Source organism: Micromonospora sp. NPDC051924 (assembly GCF_055586005.1).
Map to the genome: position 1 here is coordinate 1 of NZ_JBVJJA010000039.1, position 19,249 is coordinate 19,249.

The 19,249-nt window shown below is 72.1% G+C and carries 17 protein-coding genes; 12 read left to right on the plus strand and 5 right to left on the minus strand.

Features of this window, described 5'->3' with window-relative positions; translation table 11 throughout:
- The first annotated feature begins 188 nt into the window (after positions 1–188).
- The 4 genes from ACZ6S5_RS26255 to ACZ6S5_RS26270 are packed head-to-tail and all read left to right on the plus strand — an operon-like array spanning position 189 to position 4,157.
- Positions 189–1,115, plus strand: coding sequence for an ABC transporter permease (locus tag ACZ6S5_RS26255; RefSeq protein WP_466004599.1), 927 nt, complete (start codon positions 189–191; stop codon positions 1,113–1,115).
- Entirely contained in the window at positions 1,108–2,094 is a 987-nt protein-coding gene (locus ACZ6S5_RS26260; RefSeq protein WP_466004600.1) for an ABC transporter permease, read from the plus strand. Before ACZ6S5_RS26255 ends, ACZ6S5_RS26260 begins: the two co-directional genes overlap by 8 nt.
- 25 nt (positions 2,095–2,119) lie before the next feature.
- Complete coding sequence (locus ACZ6S5_RS26265; protein ID WP_466004709.1) at positions 2,120–3,148, plus strand: ABC transporter ATP-binding protein; 1,029 nt, start codon at positions 2,120–2,122, stop codon at positions 3,146–3,148.
- Complete coding sequence (locus ACZ6S5_RS26270) at positions 3,141–4,157, plus strand: ABC transporter ATP-binding protein (protein WP_466004601.1); 1,017 nt, start codon at positions 3,141–3,143, stop codon at positions 4,155–4,157. Before ACZ6S5_RS26265 ends, ACZ6S5_RS26270 begins: the two co-directional genes overlap by 8 nt.
- 120 nt (positions 4,158–4,277) lie before the next feature.
- On the opposite strand, the gene ACZ6S5_RS26275 is transcribed toward ACZ6S5_RS26270, so the two are convergent.
- On the minus strand, positions 4,278–4,631 hold the full coding sequence (locus ACZ6S5_RS26275; RefSeq protein WP_466004603.1) for a chorismate mutase: 354 nt from the start codon (positions 4,629–4,631) through the stop codon (positions 4,278–4,280).
- Positions 4,632–4,923: 292 nt separating this feature from the next.
- Between ACZ6S5_RS26275 and pcrA the strand changes: the two genes are divergently transcribed.
- Positions 4,924–7,359 carry a DNA helicase PcrA gene (gene pcrA / locus ACZ6S5_RS26280; protein ID WP_466004604.1) on the plus strand — a complete coding sequence of 812 codons (2,436 nt, stop codon included), beginning with the start codon at positions 4,924–4,926 and terminating at the stop codon, positions 7,357–7,359.
- A 60-nt stretch (positions 7,360–7,419) separates the two neighbouring features.
- Here pcrA and ACZ6S5_RS26285 read toward each other — a convergent pair whose 3' ends face one another.
- Entirely contained in the window at positions 7,420–8,196 is a 777-nt protein-coding gene (locus ACZ6S5_RS26285) for a M23 family metallopeptidase (protein ID WP_466004605.1), read from the minus strand.
- A gap of 249 nt (positions 8,197–8,445) precedes the next feature.
- A complete protein-coding gene (locus ACZ6S5_RS26290) occupies positions 8,446–9,156 on the minus strand; it encodes a M23 family metallopeptidase (protein ID WP_466004607.1) in 711 nt (236 codons plus the stop codon).
- 587 nt (positions 9,157–9,743) lie between these two features.
- Between ACZ6S5_RS26290 and ACZ6S5_RS26295 the strand changes: the two genes are divergently transcribed.
- The 4 genes from ACZ6S5_RS26295 (at position 9,744) to sucD (ending at position 13,912) form a co-directional block, all read left to right on the plus strand.
- Positions 9,744–10,148, plus strand: a complete 405-nt coding sequence (locus ACZ6S5_RS26295; RefSeq protein WP_123243328.1) for a cobalamin B12-binding domain-containing protein — start codon at positions 9,744–9,746, stop codon at positions 10,146–10,148.
- Positions 10,149–11,145: 997 nt separating this feature from the next.
- On the plus strand, positions 11,146–11,661 hold the full coding sequence (locus ACZ6S5_RS26300) for a hypothetical protein (protein WP_466004608.1): 516 nt from the start codon (positions 11,146–11,148) through the stop codon (positions 11,659–11,661).
- A 181-nt stretch (positions 11,662–11,842) separates the two neighbouring features.
- Entirely contained in the window at positions 11,843–13,021 is a 1,179-nt protein-coding gene (gene sucC, locus ACZ6S5_RS26305; RefSeq protein ID WP_189195509.1) for an ADP-forming succinate--CoA ligase subunit beta, read from the plus strand.
- 3 nt (positions 13,022–13,024) lie between these two features.
- Positions 13,025–13,912 carry a succinate--CoA ligase subunit alpha gene (gene sucD, locus ACZ6S5_RS26310; RefSeq protein ID WP_466004610.1) on the plus strand — a complete coding sequence of 296 codons (888 nt, stop codon included), beginning with the start codon at positions 13,025–13,027 and terminating at the stop codon, positions 13,910–13,912.
- Between the two features lie 57 nt (positions 13,913–13,969).
- Here sucD and ACZ6S5_RS26315 read toward each other — a convergent pair whose 3' ends face one another.
- The gene (locus ACZ6S5_RS26315; protein WP_466004612.1) at positions 13,970–14,239 is read right to left on the minus strand and encodes a DUF4190 domain-containing protein; all 270 of its coding nucleotides are present in this window, start codon (positions 14,237–14,239) and stop codon (positions 13,970–13,972) included.
- A gap of 160 nt (positions 14,240–14,399) precedes the next feature.
- On the opposite strand from ACZ6S5_RS26315, the gene ACZ6S5_RS26320 reads away from it, so the two are divergent.
- On the plus strand, positions 14,400–15,758 hold the full coding sequence (locus ACZ6S5_RS26320) for a cell division protein PerM (protein WP_466004614.1): 1,359 nt from the start codon (positions 14,400–14,402) through the stop codon (positions 15,756–15,758).
- A 163-nt stretch (positions 15,759–15,921) separates the two neighbouring features.
- On the opposite strand, the gene ACZ6S5_RS26325 is transcribed toward ACZ6S5_RS26320, so the two are convergent.
- Positions 15,922–16,575 (minus strand): DUF4190 domain-containing protein, encoded by a 654-nt coding sequence (locus ACZ6S5_RS26325; protein WP_466004615.1) that lies wholly within the window; start codon positions 16,573–16,575, stop codon positions 15,922–15,924.
- A gap of 301 nt (positions 16,576–16,876) precedes the next feature.
- On the opposite strand from ACZ6S5_RS26325, the gene purN reads away from it, so the two are divergent.
- Together purN and purH are read left to right on the plus strand one after the other, a co-directional pair.
- Positions 16,877–17,506: a phosphoribosylglycinamide formyltransferase gene (gene purN, locus ACZ6S5_RS26330; protein ID WP_466004617.1), complete on the plus strand. Its 630-nt coding sequence runs from the start codon at positions 16,877–16,879 to the stop codon at positions 17,504–17,506.
- Positions 17,503–19,074, plus strand: a complete 1,572-nt coding sequence (gene purH, locus ACZ6S5_RS26335; protein ID WP_466004619.1) for a bifunctional phosphoribosylaminoimidazolecarboxamide formyltransferase/IMP cyclohydrolase — start codon at positions 17,503–17,505, stop codon at positions 19,072–19,074. Before purN ends, purH begins: the two co-directional genes overlap by 4 nt.
- The last annotated feature ends 175 nt before the right edge of the window (positions 19,075–19,249 follow it).

Sequence of the window (19,249 nt, forward strand, 5' to 3'; positions counted from 1 at the left end):
CCCCCCCCCCCCCCCCCCCCCCCCCCCCCCCCCCCCCCCCCCCCCCCCCCCCCCCCCCCCCCCCCCCCCCCCCCCCCCCCCCCCCCCCCCCGGGGCCGTTCCGCGAGGGGGTGTACAACAAACCCCTCGCACGTTTGTCACCATCCGTGTCGGCCGTCCGACGCGCCCCCTGTCTGGAGGACCACCCCATGGGCCGTTATCTCTTGAGACGGCTGCTGCAACTCGTGCCGGTCTTCATCGGCACGACGTTCCTGATCTACTGGCTCGTCTGGTCGGTACCCGGCGACCCCTTCGCCGGCAAGTGCGGAGATCGGCCCTGCCCGGACAACTACGTGGCAGTGATGACCGAGAAGTACCACCTGAACGACTCGATCTGGGTGCAGTACGCCACCTACATGAAGAACCTTTTCCAGGGTGACTTTGGCAGCACGTTCAGCGGTCGCGAGATCAGCGACATCATCATGACGTCGTACCCCAACACCCTGAAGCTGGCGGTCGTCGCGCTCAGCATCGAGGCCATCATCGGTCTCGGCGCGGGCGTGCTGACCGGTCTCCGGCGAAACGGCTTCCTGGACAACCTGGTCCTGATCTCCACCCTCTTCCTGATCGCGCTGCCGGTCTTCGTCATCGGCTTCGTGCTCCAGTGGCTGGTCGGCGTCAAGTGGGGCCTCGTCCGCCCGACGGTCTCGAACGACATGCCGATGACCGAGCTGCTCCTCCCCGGCTTCGTGCTGGGCAGCGCCTCGATGGCGTACATCGCCCGGGTGGCGCGGACCAGCATCGCGGAGAACCGCCGCGCCGACTATGTCCGCACCGCCATCGCCAAGGGCCTCCCGATGCGCCGGGTGGTCGGCGTGCACCTGCTGCGCAACTCGCTGATCCCGGTCGTCACCCTGCTCGGCACCGACCTCGGCGCCCTGATGGGTGGCGCCATCGTCACCGAGGGCATCTTCGGCATCAACGGCATCGGCCGCCAGGTGCTCCGAGCGATCGTCACGAAGCAGAGCGCTACCGTTGTCGGCATCGTGGTGGTGCTGGTGCTGGTCTACCTGGTGATGAACCTGCTGGTGGACCTGCTCTACGCCGCCCTGGACCCGAGGATCCGCTATGAGTGACCCGACCGCCGCGTCGATCGTCTCGACGCCGCCCGCGACCATGCCGACCGAGGCCGGTTCCGGCGCGCCCACCAACGCCGGTCTGCCGGAGAGCGCGCAGAAGCAGCACAAGCCGCGTGGCCTGCTCGGGGATGCCTGGCTCGACCTGCGCCGCAAGCCGCTGTTCTGGATCTCGGCCGCGTTCATCCTGGTGTTCCTCCTGATGGCGGCCTTCCCGTCGCTGTTCACCTCCGGCGACGCGGTCAACGGCGCGTTGTCGCGCAGCCGGGTCGAGCCGTCGGCGCACGCCTGGTTCGGCTACGACGTGCAGGGCCGGGACGTCTACGCCCGGGTCATCTACGGCGCCCGCGCCTCGATCTTGGTGGCTGTGCTCTCCACCCTCGGCACCCTGCTGATCGGTGGCGCGATGGGCATCATCGCCGGCTACCGTGGTGGCTGGGTGGACGCGCTGCTCTCCCGGATCGCGGACATCTTCTTCGGCCTGCCGTTCGTGCTCGGCTCGATCGTCATCCTGACCACGTTCAACGGCGCGGGCACGGACAACAGCGAGTGGCAGATCATGGGCCTGGTCATCATGTCGCTCACCGTGCTGAGCTGGCCGGTGACCATGCGGCTGATGCGCTCCTCGGTGCTGGCCACCAAGGAGGCCGACTACATCGTCGCGGCCCGGGCACTGGGTGCCGGCACCGGCCGGATCATCCTCAAGCACCTGCTGCCGAACTGCCTGGCTCCGCTGCTGGTCTACGGCACGATCATGGTCGGCTCGTTCATCGGCGCCGAGGCCACGCTCTCCTTCCTGGGCATCGGCCTGAAGACCCCCGTCGTGTCCTGGGGCATCATGATCAGCGAGGCGCAGAACTACATCCGGGTCTCGCCGTTCCTGCTGTTCTTCCCCTCCGCGTTCCTCGTCGCCGCCGTGCTGAGCTTCGTCATGCTCGGCGAGGCGGTCCGCGAGGCCCTCGACCCGAAGCTCCGATAGGGGAACTGAGTTGTCCGACATTCTCGTGTCCGAGCAGTCCGCCCCGGGCGCCGACGGATCCGGCCGCCCCTCGGGCCGCCTGCTCGAGGTCGACGACCTTCGGGTGGAGTTCCGTACCCGGGACGGCGTCGCCAAGGTCATCAACGGGGTGACGTACCACGTCGACGCGGGGGAGACCCTCGCCGTGCTCGGCGAGTCCGGCTCCGGCAAGAGCGTCACGGCGCAGACCATCATGGGCATCCTGGATAGCCCGCCCGGCTTCGTCACCGGTGGGCAGGTCCGCTTCCACGGCAAGGACATGCTCAAGATGTCCGCCGAGCAGCGGCGCCGGATCCGGGGTGAAGGCATTGCGATGATCTTCCAGGACTCGCTCTCCGCCCTCAACCCGGTTTTCACCGTCGGCTTCCAGATCGCCGAGCAGTTCCGCATCCGCCGGGGCATGAGCCGCGCGGACGCCAAGAAGCGCGCGGTCGAGATGCTCGACCAGGTGAAGATCCCCAACGCCAAGGGTCGGTACAGCAACTACCCGCACCAGTTCTCCGGCGGTATGCGGCAGCGGGCGATGATCGCGATGTCGCTGGCCCTCGACCCCGAGGTGCTGATCGCGGACGAGCCGACCACCGCGCTGGACGTGACCGTGCAGGCCCAGATCATGGACCTGCTCGGCGAGCTCCAGCGGGAGCGGCAGATGGGCATGATCCTGATCACCCACGACCTCGGCGTGGTCGCCGACGTCGCGGACCGGATCGCGGTCATGTACGCCGGCCGGATCGTCGAGGAAGCCGACGTGTACGACCTGTACGCCAAGCCGGCGCACCCGTACACCCTCGGCCTGCTCAACTCGATCCCGCGGATGGACGAGAAGGGGCAGGAGCTCCGCACCATCAAGGGCCTGCCGCCGAACCTGATGAACATCCCGCCGGGCTGCCCGTTCAACCCGCGCTGCCCCATGGCGCAGCCGGTGTGCCGGGAGAAGCTGCCCCCGCTGCTGCAGGTCGGCCGCGCCCGGGCCAGCGCCTGCCACTTCGCCGAGGAGCTCGTGAACCGTGACTGAGAACATCATCGAGGTTCGTGACCTGGTCAAGCACTACCCCGTGACCCGGGGTGTCGTGTTCAAGAAGACCATCGGTCATGTCAAGGCGGTCGACGGCGTCTCCTTCGAGCTGAAGACCGGCGAGACGCTGGGCGTGGTGGGCGAGTCCGGCTGCGGCAAGTCGACGCTGGCCCGGGTCCTGATGAACCTGGAGCGGCCCACCGCCGGCCAGGTGCTCTACAAGGGCCAGGACATCTCCAAGCTCTCCGGCGGCGCGCTGCGGCGCCTGCGCCGGCAGATCCAGCTGGTGATGCAGGACCCGTACACCTCGCTGAACCCGCGGATGACGGTCGGTGACCTGATCGGCGAGCCGTTCGAGATCCACCCCGAGGTGGCCCCGCGGGGCAGCCGGCGCGGCAAGGTCAAGGAGCTGCTCGACCTGGTCGGCCTCAACCCGGAGCACATCAACCGGTACCCGCACCAGTTCTCCGGCGGTCAGCGGCAGCGCATCGGCATCGCCCGGGCGCTCGCCCTGCGGCCCGAGGTCATCGTCTGCGACGAGCCGGTGTCCGCCCTGGACGTGTCCATCCAGGCGCAGGTGATGAACCTGCTGGAGAAGCTCCAGGCGGAGTTCGGCCTGTCGTACGTCTTCATCGCCCACGACCTGTCGGTCGTGCGCCACCTCTCCGACCGGGTCGCGGTGATGTACCTGGGCAAGATGGTGGAGGTCGGCACCGAGGACGAGATCTACGAGCGGCCGACCCACCCGTACACCCAGGCGCTGCTCTCGGCGGTGCCGGTGCCGGACCCGACGCTGCGGGACAACAAGGCGATCATCCGGCTCACCGGTGACGTCCCCTCCCCGGTCAGCCCGCCCTCGGGCTGCCGGTTCCGCACCCGGTGCTGGAAGGCGCAGGACGTCTGCGCCCAGGAGGTGCCGCTGCTTCAGATCCGGCATGGCTCGGACCACCCGAGCGCCTGCCACTTCGCGAAGCCGCGGGAGATCGTCCCCACCCACGAGGCGGCCTGATCCGTCCCCGAACCGCCTGCCGGCGTCAGCACGACGCCGGCAGGCGGTTCGTCGTCTGCGGCGACTCCAGCTCGGCGCGTCTACCGCCGCGCCACGACCCGGAGCCGCCGTCCGGGCCGCTCACAGCGGGCCGCGGCCGGCGCGCAGCAGCAGCAGCGCCAGCTGGGTGCCGTCTGCGCCGAGCGCCTCGCGGAACCGCTCCAGGATCTCCCGCTCCCGGCTGAGCACGAGGCGGGTGCCGCCGGAGGCCATCCGGGTGGCCCCGACCTCCTGGGACAGGGCGGCGCGCTCCTGCCAGAGCGCGATGATGGTGCGGTCGATCTCGTCGATCCGCTCCCGGATCTCCACGATCCGCTCCGCGGCCGCCGAGTCGTCGGTGCCGGTGCGGGCCGCCGCGGCCCCGGTCGGGTTCGCGCCGTTCGGCCGGTCGTGCCGCGCCAGGCCGCCGCTGGACTCCACCACGTCAGTCATCATCGTCGTACCCCTCGGGGTCTCGGGCCCGGTGCCCGGATCCCGGGACGAAAAAGCCCCGGGCTCCAGGAGCCCGGGGCTTTTCGCAGGTCTTGTGATCAGGCGCGACCTACGGCTGCCGGACTCCCGGTGCCGTAGTAAAAGTAGAAGCGCTGATCGAACACGCCGTCGAGTATGCCGACCCGCGGGCGGCCGGCGCAAGGAAACCGCCAACCTGTGGGACGGGACGCCTTCGTCGGCTCGCGGCCCCGCGCGCACCGGAGATGTCCGGCCGGCGGCATAGACTCGCCGTGCGATGCATCCTCTCTTCGACATCCCCGCGTCCCCGCCCGCGCCGGAGCGCCCGCCACACCGGTCCGGGCCCCGCGACGACTCCGGCTCGCCGCGCCACGGCCTGACGCCGTCGGCCAGCCGGCCGGGCCCGCAGGCCCTTCTCGACGGGCTGAACGGCCCCCAGCGGGACGCGGTCACCCATGCCGGGTCCCCGCTGCTGATCGTCGCCGGCGCCGGCTCCGGCAAGACCCGGGTGCTGACCAACCGGATCGCCTATCTGCTCGCCGCGCGGGACGTGCACCCGGGCGAGATCATCGCGATCACCTTCACCAACAAGGCCGCCGGTGAGATGAAGGAGCGGGTGGCCGCCCTGGTCGGTCCGCGCGCCCGGCTGATGTGGGTGTCGACCTTCCACTCGGCCTGCGTCCGGATCCTGCGCGCCGAGCACGAGCACGCCGGTCTGAAGTCCACCTTCTCGATCTACGACGCGGACGACTCCCGCCGGCTGATGCAGCTCGTCGCCCGCGAGCTGGACCTCGACCCGAAGCGTTACCCGGCGCGCGGCCTCGCCGCCCAGGTCTCCAACCTCAAGAACGAGCTGGTCGACCCGGAGGAGTTCGCCACCCGGGCCAAGGGGCCCAACGAGCGGGCCCTGTCGGAGGCCTACACGCTCTACCAGCGGCGGCTGCGCGAGGCGCACGCGCTGGACTTCGACGACCTGATCATGACCACGGTGCACCTGCTCCAGTCGCACCCGCACGTGGCGGAGAGCTACCGGCGCCGGTTCCGGCACGTCCTGGTCGACGAGTACCAGGACACCAACCACGCCCAGTACGTGCTGATCAAGGAGCTGGTCTCCGGCACCGAGGGGATCCCGCCGGCCGAGCTCTGCGTGGTGGGTGACGCCGACCAGTCGATCTACGCGTTCCGCGGCGCGACCATCCGCAACATCCTGGAGTTCGAGCGCGACTTCACCGACGCCCGGACGATCCTGCTGGAGCAGAACTACCGCTCCACCCAGACCATCCTCAACGCGGCCAACGCGGTGATCGACCGGAACTCCTCCCGCAAGCCCAAGCGGCTGTGGAGCGACGCCGGTGCCGGCGAGCAGATCGTCGGGTACGTGGCCGACACCGAGCACGCCGAGGCGGACTGGGCGGCCCGGGAGATCGACCGGCTGGTCGACGCGGGCGGCACCCGTCCCGGCGACGTGGCGGTCTTCTACCGCACCAACGCCCAGTCCCGGGTCTTCGAGGAGGTGTTCATCCGGGTCGGCCTGCCGTACAAGGTGGTCGGCGGGGTGCGCTTCTACGAGCGCAAGGAGGTCCGGGACGCGCTGGCCTACCTGCGCGCGGTGGTCAACGACGACGACACGGTCAGCCTGCGCCGGGTCCTCAACACCCCCCGTCGCGGCATCGGCGACCGGGCCGAGGCGTGCGTGGAGGCGCTGTCCAGCCGGGACCGGATCTCCTTCGGCGCGGCGCTGCGCCGGGCCAAGGACGCGCCGGGGATCTCCACCAGGGCGGCCAACGGCATCGCCGACTTCGTCGCGCTGCTGGACTCCGCACGCGAGCTGGCCGAGACCGGCACCCCGGAGGACGTGCTGGAGGCGCTGCTGACCCGTTCGGGCTACCTCACCGAGCTGGAGGAGAGCCTGGACCCGCAGGACGCCGGCCGGGTGGACAACCTCCAGGAACTGGTCAGCGTCGCCCGGGAGTACACCGAGCGGATCGAGGCGCTGGGCGCCGAGGGCGAGCGGGCCACCGTCGCCGGCTTCCTGGAGCAGGTGGCCCTGGTCGCCGACGCCGACCAGGTGCCCTCCGACGACCCGGAGCACCAGGGCGTGGTCACCCTCATGACGCTGCACACGGCGAAGGGCTTGGAGTTCCCGGTGGTCTTCCTGACCGGCCTGGAGGACGGGGTCTTCCCGCACCTGCGCTCGCTCGGCGACACCCGCGAGCTGGAGGAGGAGCGCCGGCTGGCGTACGTGGGCATCACCCGGGCCCGGCAGCGGCTCTACCTGTCCCGGGCGGTCACCCGGTCGGCCTGGGGGCAGCCGGCGTACAACCCGCCGTCGCGCTTCCTGGAGGAGTTGCCGCCCGAGCTGGTCCGCTGGGAGCGCACCGAAGGGTCGTACACCTCGTGGGCCGGCGGGGGCGGCGGCGTCGGCGGCCGCGCGGACCGCGCGCCCGGCGGGCGTGGCGGCTTCACCGGGGGTACGCCGAAGGCGGCCCAGCTCGCCAAGCGGCTCGGGGTGGACGGCAGCCGGCTGGCCACGGCGAGCGAGCTGAAGCAGACGCCGAAGGTATCGGTGGGGGACCGGGTCAACCACCAGCGCTACGGCCTGGGGCGGGTGCTGGCCGTCGAGGGGCACGGCCCGGGGGCCCGGGCGCAGATCGACTTCGGCGACCAGACGATGTGGCTGGTGCTCCGGCACGCCCCGATCGACAAGCTCTGAGCGACGATGAGGCCCGGCCCGGCGAAGTGCCGGACCGGGCCTCTCCTCGTGCCGTGGCCGTCAGCAGGCCACGTCGATGCCCCGGGCGCGCAGGAACGGCGCCGGGTCGATCTGGTTCCACATCTCGCCCTTGTGCACCTCGAAGTGCAGGTGCGGGCCGGTGGCGTCGCCGGTGGCGCCCTCGTAGCCGATGATCTGGCCGGCGCCCACCTTGTCGCCGACGCTGACGATGAGGCGGCTCTGGTGCGCGTAGTGGGTCAGGTAGCCGTTGTGGTGGTCGATGAAGACCGAGTTGCCGTAGCCGTCGCCGGCGTCACCGGCCTTCACCACGGTGCCCGCCGCGGCGGCGTGGATCGGGGTGCCGGCGGGCATGGCGAAGTCGATGCCGGCGTGCAGGGTGCCCCACCGCTGGCCGTAGCAGGAGGTGATCTCCGCGCCCTTCATCGGGATCACCCAGGTGGGCTTGGGCCGGCTGGTCTTCGTCGGCTTCGGCGCGGCGGTCTTCGTCGGCTTCGGGCTGGCCGTGGTCGGGCTCGGCGACGGGCTGACCGGGGTGGCGGACGGGGTGACCGGCGCGGTCGACTCGCGGACCGAGCGGTCGGCGCGGGCGGCGGCCTCGGCGCGGGCCTGGGCGTCGAAGTCCACGGCGGCCGGGGTCGGGGTGTCGTGGCCGGCGGTGGCGACGGAGACGCCGCCGAGGCCGAGGCCGACCAGGGCGGCCGCGCCGATGACGAGGTATGTGGTGCGCCGGACCGGGCGCTTGCGCCGGTGGCGGGCGGGGGCGTTCCGGGTGTTCTCGTTTCGGATGGAGCTGTCTTCCTGCACGGGGACCTTCACCAGTCGAGGGGCACGTGACCTCGAAATACTGGTGTCAGCCCGGGGCGCGGCGGGTATTGGCACCAGGACGCCGCGATGGTCGACAGCCGCCGCTGACCGGCTTCATGCCGGGTCGCGGCTTTTGCGCAGGAAAAGGATCATGTACGGGTGTGCCGCCGTTCACACTTCTGACTGTGACCCGGCAGACTTTGCCGAAACGAAAACCGCCCGGATCGACTGATCCGGGCGGCAAAAAGGCAATACGCAGCGTCAGGACGCGGCTACTTCGCCGTAGATTGCCTCGACTTGCAGCTTGATGTCCACTCCATGGTCCGCCAGGAACGGCACCGGGTCCAGCGGCTGCCCGTTGACATGGATCTCCAGGTGCAGGTGGGAGCCGTACGAGTGGCCGGTGTTGCCGACCAGGCCGAGCTGGTCGCCCGCCTTGACCTGCTGGCCCTCCTTGACGGTGACCGCCGAGGAGTGGCCGTAGATGGCCTCGCTGCCGTCCGGGTGCTGGACGATCACGGCGTAGCCGTAGCCGCCGAACCAGCCGGCCTTGGTGACCGTGCCGTCGTGGATCGCCACGTACGGGGTGCCCTCCGGGGCGACCAGGTCGATGCCGGTGTGCAGCTTGCCCCAGCGCATGCCGTAGGGCGAGTTGAAGTCGTAGCCCAGCAGCGGCAGGCGCCAGACGTCCTGCGCGGTCGAGGACTTGTCGGCACGGCTGTCGCGGGTGGCGCGGTCGGCGGCGTCCCCACGGGCCGCCACGTCCTGGCTGGCGATCGAGGCCTGCTTGAGCTCGTCGAGGACCGACGGGCTGGGGCTCTTGGCGTCCGGGAGGGCGTTCGCGCCGAGGGCGACGAGGCCGGCTCCCACGAAGGCGGTGGTCACGACCGCGGCGTAGCGGCTCCGCGGGGGGGTGGGTACGCGGCGGCGGCCGCGATATCTATCGGGCTCAGACGACAGGCGCTGGCGCACGCACACCCTCCGTTGTCGGGGATCAGATGCGACCTCGAACCGTTCGGTGAAGCTCCGTCGAACGTCCGGTGGCCGCGTCATCACCCGTCCGTGGACCTGATGACAACCGTGGACACGTTAGCCAACCGCCACTCCTGTCACAAGCCGAAGCGCCGAATTGGCGTTTCTTTCTGTCCGTTTCCGTCCGCTCTTGTCATAGCTCGTGCCGCCGGTCGGCTGGCCCGGTGACTGCCCGTTCGTCGCGGACAGTGACCGTTCGGCGGAGGTGTCCGGCTTCCGATGCGACGCGTCCGACGCTAGTGGATCACCGCACGGCGGGCCGCCTTGTTGATTCACTCCGTCTGCGGCATGTCGCGGTGTCGCCTGCGCCGGATACCCCGGGTTGCGCCGAGCCGAGTCGATCAAGGCGGGTCGCCGGACGAGACGTCGCCCGAACCCGGCCGGGCACGGTCGCCGTCGGGCGCGTGTCGGGTGGGCGTGTCGTGGGACACCGGGGCAGGGGTGCAGCCCGGGTTTCCGGCCCCGGGTCGGCCGGGTTACCGTTCGTTCAGGTCAGGAGTGCCCTAGCCGGTGAAAGGTGTGCGCTGATGAGCTCTCGTATCCGGGTCGTCGTCGCGAAGCCCGGCCTGGACGGCCACGACCGGGGCGCGAAGGTGGTCGCGCGCGCCCTGCGGGACGCCGGCATGGAGGTCATCTACACCGGCCTGCACCAGACGCCGGAGCAGATCGTGGAGACCGCGATCCAGGAGGACGCCGACGCCGTCGGCCTCTCCGTTCTCTCCGGCGCGCACATGACCCTCTTCAAGCGGGTGATGGAGCTGCTCGCCGAGCGCGACGCCGCCGACGTGGTGGTCTTCGGCGGTGGCATCATCCCGGACGCCGACATCCCCGAGCTGGAGCGGCTCGGCGTCGCGAAGATCTTCACCCCGGGCGCGACCACTCAGGCGATCGTGGAGTGGGTCCGGGAGAACATCGCCCAGCCGGTCGGCTGACCCGCGCGGGCCGCGACGCCGGCACCCGGACAGGGGGAGGGGCCGGACGCACCCCTCACACGCCCGGCCCCTCTATGCACGATGCCCCGCCGCCACCCCTCGACCGACAGGGCATCGGCCGTTTCGTCGTCGCGCCGTTCAGCGCTCCGACATCAGACTCAACGACGCCCCCACGAGGGGGTTACGCCCCTGTCTCAACATCCCCCGTACGGCTGAACCCGCCCGGCCCGGTGCCGCCCGCCGGCCCGGTGTCACGGCCGCCGCGAGGCAGCAACTTCCGCGAAGTTGGCGTCTCCCGGCTCGTGGAGACCGCAGTTTCCGGGAAGTTGTCGCCTCCTCATGCCCGAGACCGCGGCGTCGAGGGACCGCTGGGCACGGGGCGCGGGTCGTATGGTGTGGCTGCCCGTACCGCGTCCGCGTTCGACGATCCCGCCGGGAGCCCGCCGTGACCCAGCCGTCGTACCCGTCTCCGAACCCGGCCGAGGGGAGTCCGCCGGCCGGCGGCGGGGCGCAGCCGCAGCCGGGTCGGCCGACCCCGCCGCAGCAGGGCGGTGCCGGCTGGCCGGCCCAGCAGACCGGCCCGGCTTGGTCGCCGGCGTCCCAGCAGCCGCCGGCTCCCGGTTGGCCGACCTCGCCTCAGCAGCCGCCGGTTGCCGGCTGGCCGGCCTCGCCCCAGCAGCCCGGCGTGCCGGGGCAGCCGGGGCAGAGCTGGCCGGGCCAGCCGCCCCAGCACCCCGGCGCGGGCTCGCCGGGCCAGGGTCAGCCGCCGCAGCCTGGCCCGGGCTGGCCGGGCCAGCAGCCCGGTCCGGGTTGGCCGGCGCAGTCGCAGCCGCCCGGTTGGCCGGGGCAGCCGTCCCAGCACGCCGGCTGGCCGGGCCAGCCGCCGGCCGGGCCGGGCTGGCCGCCGCAGCCGGGGTATCCCGGTGGACCGGCGTACGCCGGTGGACCGGCGCCCACGGCCGTGACGGCCAGGCGGATCCCGGAGGATCTGCCGTTCGTGGTCCGGCCGAGCCTGCGCAAGCGGGCCCTGACCTTCGGGTTGCTGATCCTCTTCGTCGGCGTGGTGATGGCCTGCCCGATCGGGGCGGCGGCCTCCGCCGGGGACGGTGACCTGGCGGTGCTGTTCGTCATCCCGGTGGTCATGCTGCTGTTCGTGCTGCCGGTGGGTCTCCAGCTCTGGTTGATCACCTCCGGCGGTCCGGTGCTCGCGGTCGGGCCGGACGGGCTCTGGATCAAGACCCGGCCCACCCGGGGGCAGGCGATCTGGCTGCCCTGGACGGCGATCGACCACATCTACCTGCGGCGCTGGGCGCTGGAGAAGATGGTCTGCGTGAAGCCGCGCGACCCGCGGGCCGGCTCCGGACTGGGCGCCTTCACCGCGCTCGACTCGGGTCTGCAGCAGGCCTTCTTCGGCACCGGCTTCACCGCGACGGTGAACTACGCCGACCGGTCCGAGGAGGAGATCATGCGGGCGGTCGTCGGATACGCGGGCGGCCGCTGCCGGGTCGGCTGAGCCGGAGCCGCCGGCGGTTGTGCATTACCGCACACCCCGCACCCGCTCGGTTGCCGCTGGTTCCCATCTCGTTAGGCTGCGGCAAATGGCCTGTCTCATCCGATGACGGGCGTCAAACTGATTTTCCAACGCTGGTGGCGGCGCGAGGGCGCGCCGCGGAGACGGGACGGGACGCGCAATCGTGGACCTGTACGAGTACCAGGGGCGGGACCTGTTCGAGCGGCACGGCTTGCCCGTGCTCGCCGGCGGCGTCGCCACTACCCCGGAGGAGGCCCGCGCGATCGCCGAGCGCCTCGGCGGCCGGGTGGTCGTCAAGGCGCAGGTGAAGGTCGGCGGCCGCGGCAAGGCCGGCGGCGTGAAGCTGGCCGAGGGCGCGGAGGAGACGGTGGCCCGCGCCACCGACATCCTCGGCATGGACATCAAGGGTCACACGGTCCACAAGGTCATGATCACCGTGACCGCGGACGTGGCCGAGGAGTACTACTTCTCGTACCTGCTCGACCGGGCGAACCGCACCTTCCTCTGCATCGCCAGCGTGGCCGGCGGCATGGACATCGAGCAGGTCGCCGCCGACACCCCCGAGAAGGTCGTCAAGGCCCCGATCGACGCCAACACCGGCGTCGACGAGGCGAAGGCGCGCGAGATCGTGAGCGCGGCCGGCTTCCCGGCCGAGGTCGCCGACCAGGTGGTCGAGGTCGCGGTCAAGCTGTGGCAGGCGTTCGTCGCCGAGGACGCCACGCTGGTCGAGGTGAACCCGCTGGCCACGACCAAGGACGGCAAGCTGCTGCTGCTGGACGCCAAGGTCACCCTGGACGAGAACGCCGCGTTCCGGCACCCGGACCACGAGGCCCTGGTCGACCAGGCGTCGGTGGACCCGCTGGAGCAGGCCGCCAAGGAGAAGGACCTCAACTACGTCAAGCTCGACGGCGAGGTCGGCATCATCGGCAACGGCGCGGGCCTGGTCATGTCCACCCTCGACGTGGTCGCGTACGCCGGTGAGCGGCACGGCGGCGTCAAGCCGGCCAACTTCCTGGACATCGGCGGTGGCGCGAGCGCCGAGGTGATGGCGAACGGCCTGGAGATCGTGCTCTCCGACCCGTCGGTGAAGAGCGTCTTCGTCAACGTCTTCGGCGGCATCACCGCCTGCGACGCGGTTGCCAACGGCATCGTGCAGGCGCTGGCGCTGCTCGAGCAGCGGGGCGAGAAGGCCACCAAGCCGCTCGTCGTCCGCCTCGACGGCAACAACGCCGAGGCCGGTCGGGCGATCCTCGACGGCGCGAACAACCCGCTGATCCAGCGGGTCGACACCATGGACGGCGCGGCCGAGCGGGCCGCCGAGCTGGCAGCTGCGGGGGTCTGACAAATGGCTATCTGGCTGACCAAGGACTCCAAGGTCATCGTGCAGGGGATGACCGGTTCCGAGGGTTCCAAGCACACCCGGCGGATGCTCGCCGCCGGCACCAACGTGGTCGGCGGCGTCAACCCGCGCAAGGCGGGCCAGACGGTCGACTTCGACGGCACCGAGCTGCCGGTCTTCGCCAGCGTCGCGGACGCGATGAAGGAGACCGGGGCGGACGTCACGGTCATCTTCGTGCCGCCGCAGTTCACCAAGGCCGCGGTGGTCGAGGCGATCGACGCCGGCATCGAGCTGGCCGTGGTGATCACCGAGGGCGTGCCGGTGCACGACACCGCCGCGTTCTGGGCGTACAACGTGGCCAAGGGTGAGCGCACCCGGATCATCGGCCCGAACTGCCCGGGCATCGCCTCGCCGGGCGCCTCCAATGCCGGCATCATCCCGGCCGACATCACCGGCAGCGGCCGGATCGGCCTGGTCAGCAAGAGCGGCACGCTGACCTACCAGATGATGTACGAGCTGCGGGACATCGGCTTCTCGACCTGCGTCGGCATCGGCGGCGACCCGATCATCGGGACCACCCACATCGACGCGCTGGCCGCGTTCGAGGCCGACCCGGAGACCGACGCCATCGTGATGATCGGTGAGATCGGCGGCGACGCCGAGGAGCGGGCGGCCGAGTTCATCAAGGCCAACGTGACCAAGCCAGTGGTCGGCTACATCGCCGGCTTCACCGCCCCGCCCGGCAAGACCATGGGTCACGCCGGCGCGATCATCTCCGGCTCGGCGGGCACCGCCGACGCCAAGAAGGCGGCGCTGGAGGCGGTCGGCGTCAAGGTCGGCAAGACCCCGACCGAGACCGCCAAGCTCATGCGGGAGATCATGTCCAACCGCTGAGCGGTCGTACGACGTGCCGAGGGGGTCGACCGGATCCGGTCGACCCCCTCGTTCCTGTCAGCGGTACCAGTACGGGTAGTAGTAGTTGCCCCGCGCCCGGATGACCGCGCTGGCGATGATGTTGATGACGCCGAACGCGATGGCCAGCCAGCCGAGCAGCGGGGACTTCCCGAAGCGCCGGGCGTCCCGGATCGACAGGTAGCCGAAGACGATGCCCAGGATGCCGCAGCAGAGCAGGCCGAGGATGATCCCCAGGACGCCCCACAGGGTGGTCCGGTCGCGGCCCGCGGCCGGTGGCGGTGTCGGCGGCGGATACGGAGCGTTCACGGCTTCCTCCGAGCGATCGGTGCCGCGACAGGAAAGGTCGCGTCCTGCGCCGAGGCTAAACCGGATCAGGGCCGCCGAGCCGGTGGATCAGGGAACTCGCCGAGGCCCGGAGGCGGTATCGGACTGCCGCCACGGGCGCAACGTGCCAGAGTAGAACGCGATGTCACCCGTCACCCCCGACCAGCCCCACCGGACCGCCGCCGGGGTCGCCGCCGATGCCCGGCCCACCGGCCGTGCCGGAGCGGGTCCCCGGGTGCCCGCGCCCCGATCGGGGGAGGGCCCGCGCGGTCGGGCCCCGCTGCCCGTCGCCGCCGGGGTGGCGGCCGGCTGGGCGGCCCTGACCTCCTGGCTGCCGGTCACCGTGGTGCTCGGCCTGGCGCAGCTCAGCGAGGACGCCGGCTCGCTGCCGGGCGCGCTGCGCGCCGGCCTCGCCGGTTGGCTGCTCGGCCACGGCGTGCCGCTGGAAACCTCCGCCGGGTCGCTCGGCCTGGCCCCGCTGGCCCTGACCGCGCTCGCCGTCTGGCGGCTCACCCGGGCCGGAGTGCACGTCACCCGGGCGATCGGCGCCCGCGGCGGTCGGTCCCCCCGGCAGGCGCTCACCGTCGGGGTCGCCGTCGGCCTCGGGTACGCGCTGCTCGGCGTCCTCGCCGCGATCACGGTCAGCGCCGGCGGCCTGCGCGTCTCCCCGGTCCGGGCCGGGGTCACCTTCGCCGTGGTCGGCGCGCTCTCCGCCCTGGTCGGCGCGGTGCGGACGACCGGCGTGTCGGGGCTGCTGGCCCGGCGGTCCGCGCCGCCGCTGCGGGACGGGCTGCGTACCGGCCTGGTCGCCGGCCTGCTGTTGTTCGGCGCCGGTGCGGGGGCGGCCGGGCTGGCCGTGGCGACCGGCGGCGGGGACGCCGCCGACATGATCGGCGCGTACCGGACCGGGGTCGCCGGTCAGGCCGGCATCACCCTGGTCAGCCTCGCGTACGCGCCGAACGCCACCGTCTGGTCGGCCAGTTACCTGCTCGGCCCCGGGTTCGCCGTCGGCACCGACACGGCCGTCCGGACCAGTGAGGTGTCGGTGGGCGCGCTCCCCGCCGTACCGCTGCTCGCCGGGCTGCCGCGCGGCCCGGTGGACGGGCTCGGTGCGGCGCTGCTCGCGGTGCCGGTGCTGGCCGGGATGGCCGCGGGCTGGCTGCTGGCCCGGCGGCTGCTGCGGATCGCGGCCGAGGAACGGGCGCTGGTCGGCTGGCCGGCGCTGCTCGTCCCGGCGGCGCTCGCCGGCCCGGTGGCCGGCGTGCTGCTCGGCGTGGCCGCGGCCGGGTCCGGCGGCCCGCTCGGTGGCGGGCGGCTCGCCGAGATCGGCCCGGTGCCGTGGCAGGTGGCCGGGGTGGCCACCCTGGTCGTCGCCGTCGGCGCCCTGCTCGGCGCGGCCGCCACCCGGATGCTCGCCCGCGCCACCCCCACCCGCCCGCTTCCTCCGCCCCGCCCGTCCCGCCCTCCCCGCACTTCCCGCCCGGCCGCCGAGACCCACTGATCAAAGCAGCCCACCGGGCCACCCAACGGGCGTTGATCAAGGGGTTTGCGTCGGGAGGCCGTCGGATCCGGACGCGAACTTCTTGATCAACCCGGCAGGGCGGGGTCGGAGACGGGGAAAGGGGCGGCCGGCCGGTGGCCGGACGCCCCTTTCGGGGTTCTGGTCAGGAACCGAGGTTGTTCAGGTTGATCGCGGCGCCCGCGACGGCGCTGATGATGGAGAGCACGATGCCGACGCCGCCGCAGATCAGCGCGGCCTTGGCCTGGCCGCCGTTGGTCGCCTCACCGGCCTGCACCTTCTTCTGGCCGAGGATGCCGAGGATCACGCCGGCGATGCCGCCGATGATGCCCAGCGGGGTGCAGCAGAGGGCGAACACGATGGACGCGATGCCGGAGATCATGCCGATCAGGCCGAGGGTGTTGTTCTGCCCCTGCGCCTGCGGGTAGCCGGCGGCCGGGTACTGCGGCGTGGCGCCGTACGGCTGCTGGCCGTACGGGTCCTGGTACGGCTGCTGGCCGTACGGCTGCCCCGAGGTCGGCTGCTGGCCGTACGGCTGCCCCGAGGTCGGCTGCCCGTAGGGCTGGCCCGAGGTCGGCTGCTGGCCGTACGGCTGGCCGGAGGTCGGCTGCTGCCCGTACTGGGGGGCCTGCGGCGGCTGGGCGTACGGGTCCTGCCCGTACGGCTGGCCGGAAGTCGGCTGCTGCCCGTACCCGGGGGCCTGCGGCGGCTGGGCGTACGGGTCGTACTGCGGGGAGGTCGGGTCCTGGTTGGGCTGTTGCTGGCCGTACGGGTCCTGGCCGGGGTAACCGGGCTGCATTGCTGGGTGCTCCTCAAACTGGGGGGTCGACGGTCGGTGGTCGGTTGCTGCCGCTCATCATTCCGCCCAGCACCGGGACGCCGCGGCACACGGGCCCGGGACCAAGGTCACGATGTCGACGCCCGGGCCGGCCGGGAAACCGGACACCGGGCGACGGCAGCGTATCGTGCCGGCGCCACCGGGGAGATCACCCGCGACGACTGCTCCGGGTCGGGGCGTGGCGCCGGACACGCCGAGCCGGAGTGGTCGAACGCCGCCGCCCGACCGCTGGACGTCCCTCCCGGCCCGATAGGGTTGCGCCGTGACCGAGCCCGCGTCCGTCGCCCGCCTCGTCGTCCTCGTCGTCCTCGTCTCCGGCTCCGGCAGCAACCTCCAGGCGCTGCTGGACGCCACCGCCGACCCCGGGTACGGGGCGCGGGTGGTCGCCGTCGGCGCCGACCGGAACGGGATCGCCGGCTTGGACCGGGCCGCCGCGGCCGGGGTGCCCGCCTTCGTCGAGCGGCTGACGGACCACCCGACCCGCGAGGACTGGGACAAGGCGCTCACCGCCCGGGTGGCCGAGCACGAGCCGGACCTGGTCATCAGCGCGGGTTTCCTCAAGCTGGTCGGCCCGCACTTCCTGGCCGCGTTCGGCGACCGCTACCTCAACACGCACAACACCCTGCTGCCGGCGTTCCCCGGCATCCACGGCCCCCGGGACGCGCTCGCGTACGGCGTGAAGGTCACCGGGGCCACCCTGTTCTTCGTCGACGCCGGGATGGACACCGGCCCGATCGTCGCCCAGGTCGCCGTTCCGGTGCTGGACGGCGACGACGAGGAGACGCTCACCGAGCGCATCAAGGAGGCCGAGCGGCGCCAGCTCGTCGAGCAGGTCGGTCGGCTGGTCCGTGAAGGTTGGACGATCACCGGCAGAAAGGTCACCGTTCCGTGAGTGCCACTGAGGACGCGCGCCGCCCGATCCGGCGGGCCCTGGTCAGCGTCTACGACAAGACCGGCCTGGTCGAGCTGGCCCGGGCCCTGCAGGAGGCCGGGGTGGAGATCGTCTCCACCGGCAGCACCGCGTCGACCATTTCGGGCGCGGGCGTGCCGGTGACCCCGGTCGAGCAGGTGACCGGCTTCCCGGAGATCCTCGACGGCCGGGTGAAGACCCTGCACCCGAAGATCCACGGCGGTCTTCTCGCCGATCTGCGCAAGGACGCCCACGCCGCCCAGCTCGACGAGCACGGCATCGCCGGCATCGACCTGCTGATCTCCAACCTCTACCCGTTCCAGGCCACGGTCGCCTCCGGCGCGAGCCAGGACGAGTGCGTCGAGCAGATCGACATCGGCGGTCCGGCGATGGTCCGGGCCGCGGCCAAGAACCACGCCTCGGTCGCTGTGGTGACCGACCCGGCGGCGTACCCGGCGCTGCTGGCCGCGCTCGCCGACGGTGGCTTCACGCTGGCCCAGCGCCGGGCGCTCGCCGCCCGCGCGTTCGCCGACATCGCCGAGTACGACGTGGCCGTCGCCGACTGGTTCGCCACGACCGTGGCGCCGGCCGCCGACGGGTGGCCGGAGTTCGCCGGTCTGTCGCTGTGCCGGCAGGCGGTGCTGCGCTATGGCGAGAACCCGCACCAGGCGGCGGCGCTCTACGGCGACCCGGCCAGTCCGGCCGGCCTGGCCCAGGCGGAGCAGCTGCACGGCAAGGAGATGTCCTACAACAACTACGTCGACGCGGACGCCGCCTGGCGGGCCGCGAACGACTTCCCGGAGCAGCCGGCGGTGGCGATCATCAAGCACGCCAACCCGTGCGGCATCGCGGTCGGGGCGGACGTGGCCGAGGCGCACCGCAAGGCGCACGCCTGCGACCCGGTGTCGGCGTACGGCGGTGTGATCGCGGTGAACCGGCCGGTGAGCGTCGAGCTCGCCCGGCAGGTCGCGGAGATCTTCACCGAGGTGCTGGTGGCGCCCGGCTTCGACGAGGGCGCGGTGGAGATCCTCCAGGCCAAGAAGAACATCCGGCTGCTGCGCGCCCCGGAGTTCACCCCGCTGCCGGCCGAGTGGCGGCCGGTCACCGGCGGCGTGCTGGTGCAGCTGCGGGACGCGATCGACGCCGAGGGCGACGACCCGGCGCACTGGCGGCTGGCCACCGGCGAGGCGGCCGACGAGGCGACCCTGCGGGACCTGGCGTTCGCCTGGCGGGCGGTACGCGCGGTGAAGAGCAACGCGATCCTGCTGGCCAAGGAGGGCGCCACGGTCGGCGTGGGCATGGGCCAGGTCAACCGGGTGGACTCGGCGCAGCTCGCGGTCGACCGGGCCGGCGCCGACCGGGCCCGCGGCGCGGTCTGCGCCTCGGACGCCTTCTTCCCGTTCGCCGACGGACCGAAGATCCTCATCGAGGCCGGTGTCCGGGCGATCGTCCAGCCGGGCGGCTCGATCCGCGACGAGGAGACCATCGCGGCCTGCAAGGAGGCCGGCGTGACCATGTACCTCACCGGCACCCGACACTTCTTCCACTGATCAACGGCGGGAACAGGGGCGGGGCCGACCCGGCCGCGCCCCTGTGTCATTTGTTGACATTCCTGTTCGGAGCGATGTCACGAGTCGCGCGCTGACCAGCCGAAAGTACGACCGCACTCCCGTTGCCGGGTTGTGAAGGTTGTTGCTAGCGTTGTCCCGCAGCAAGCGATCGACC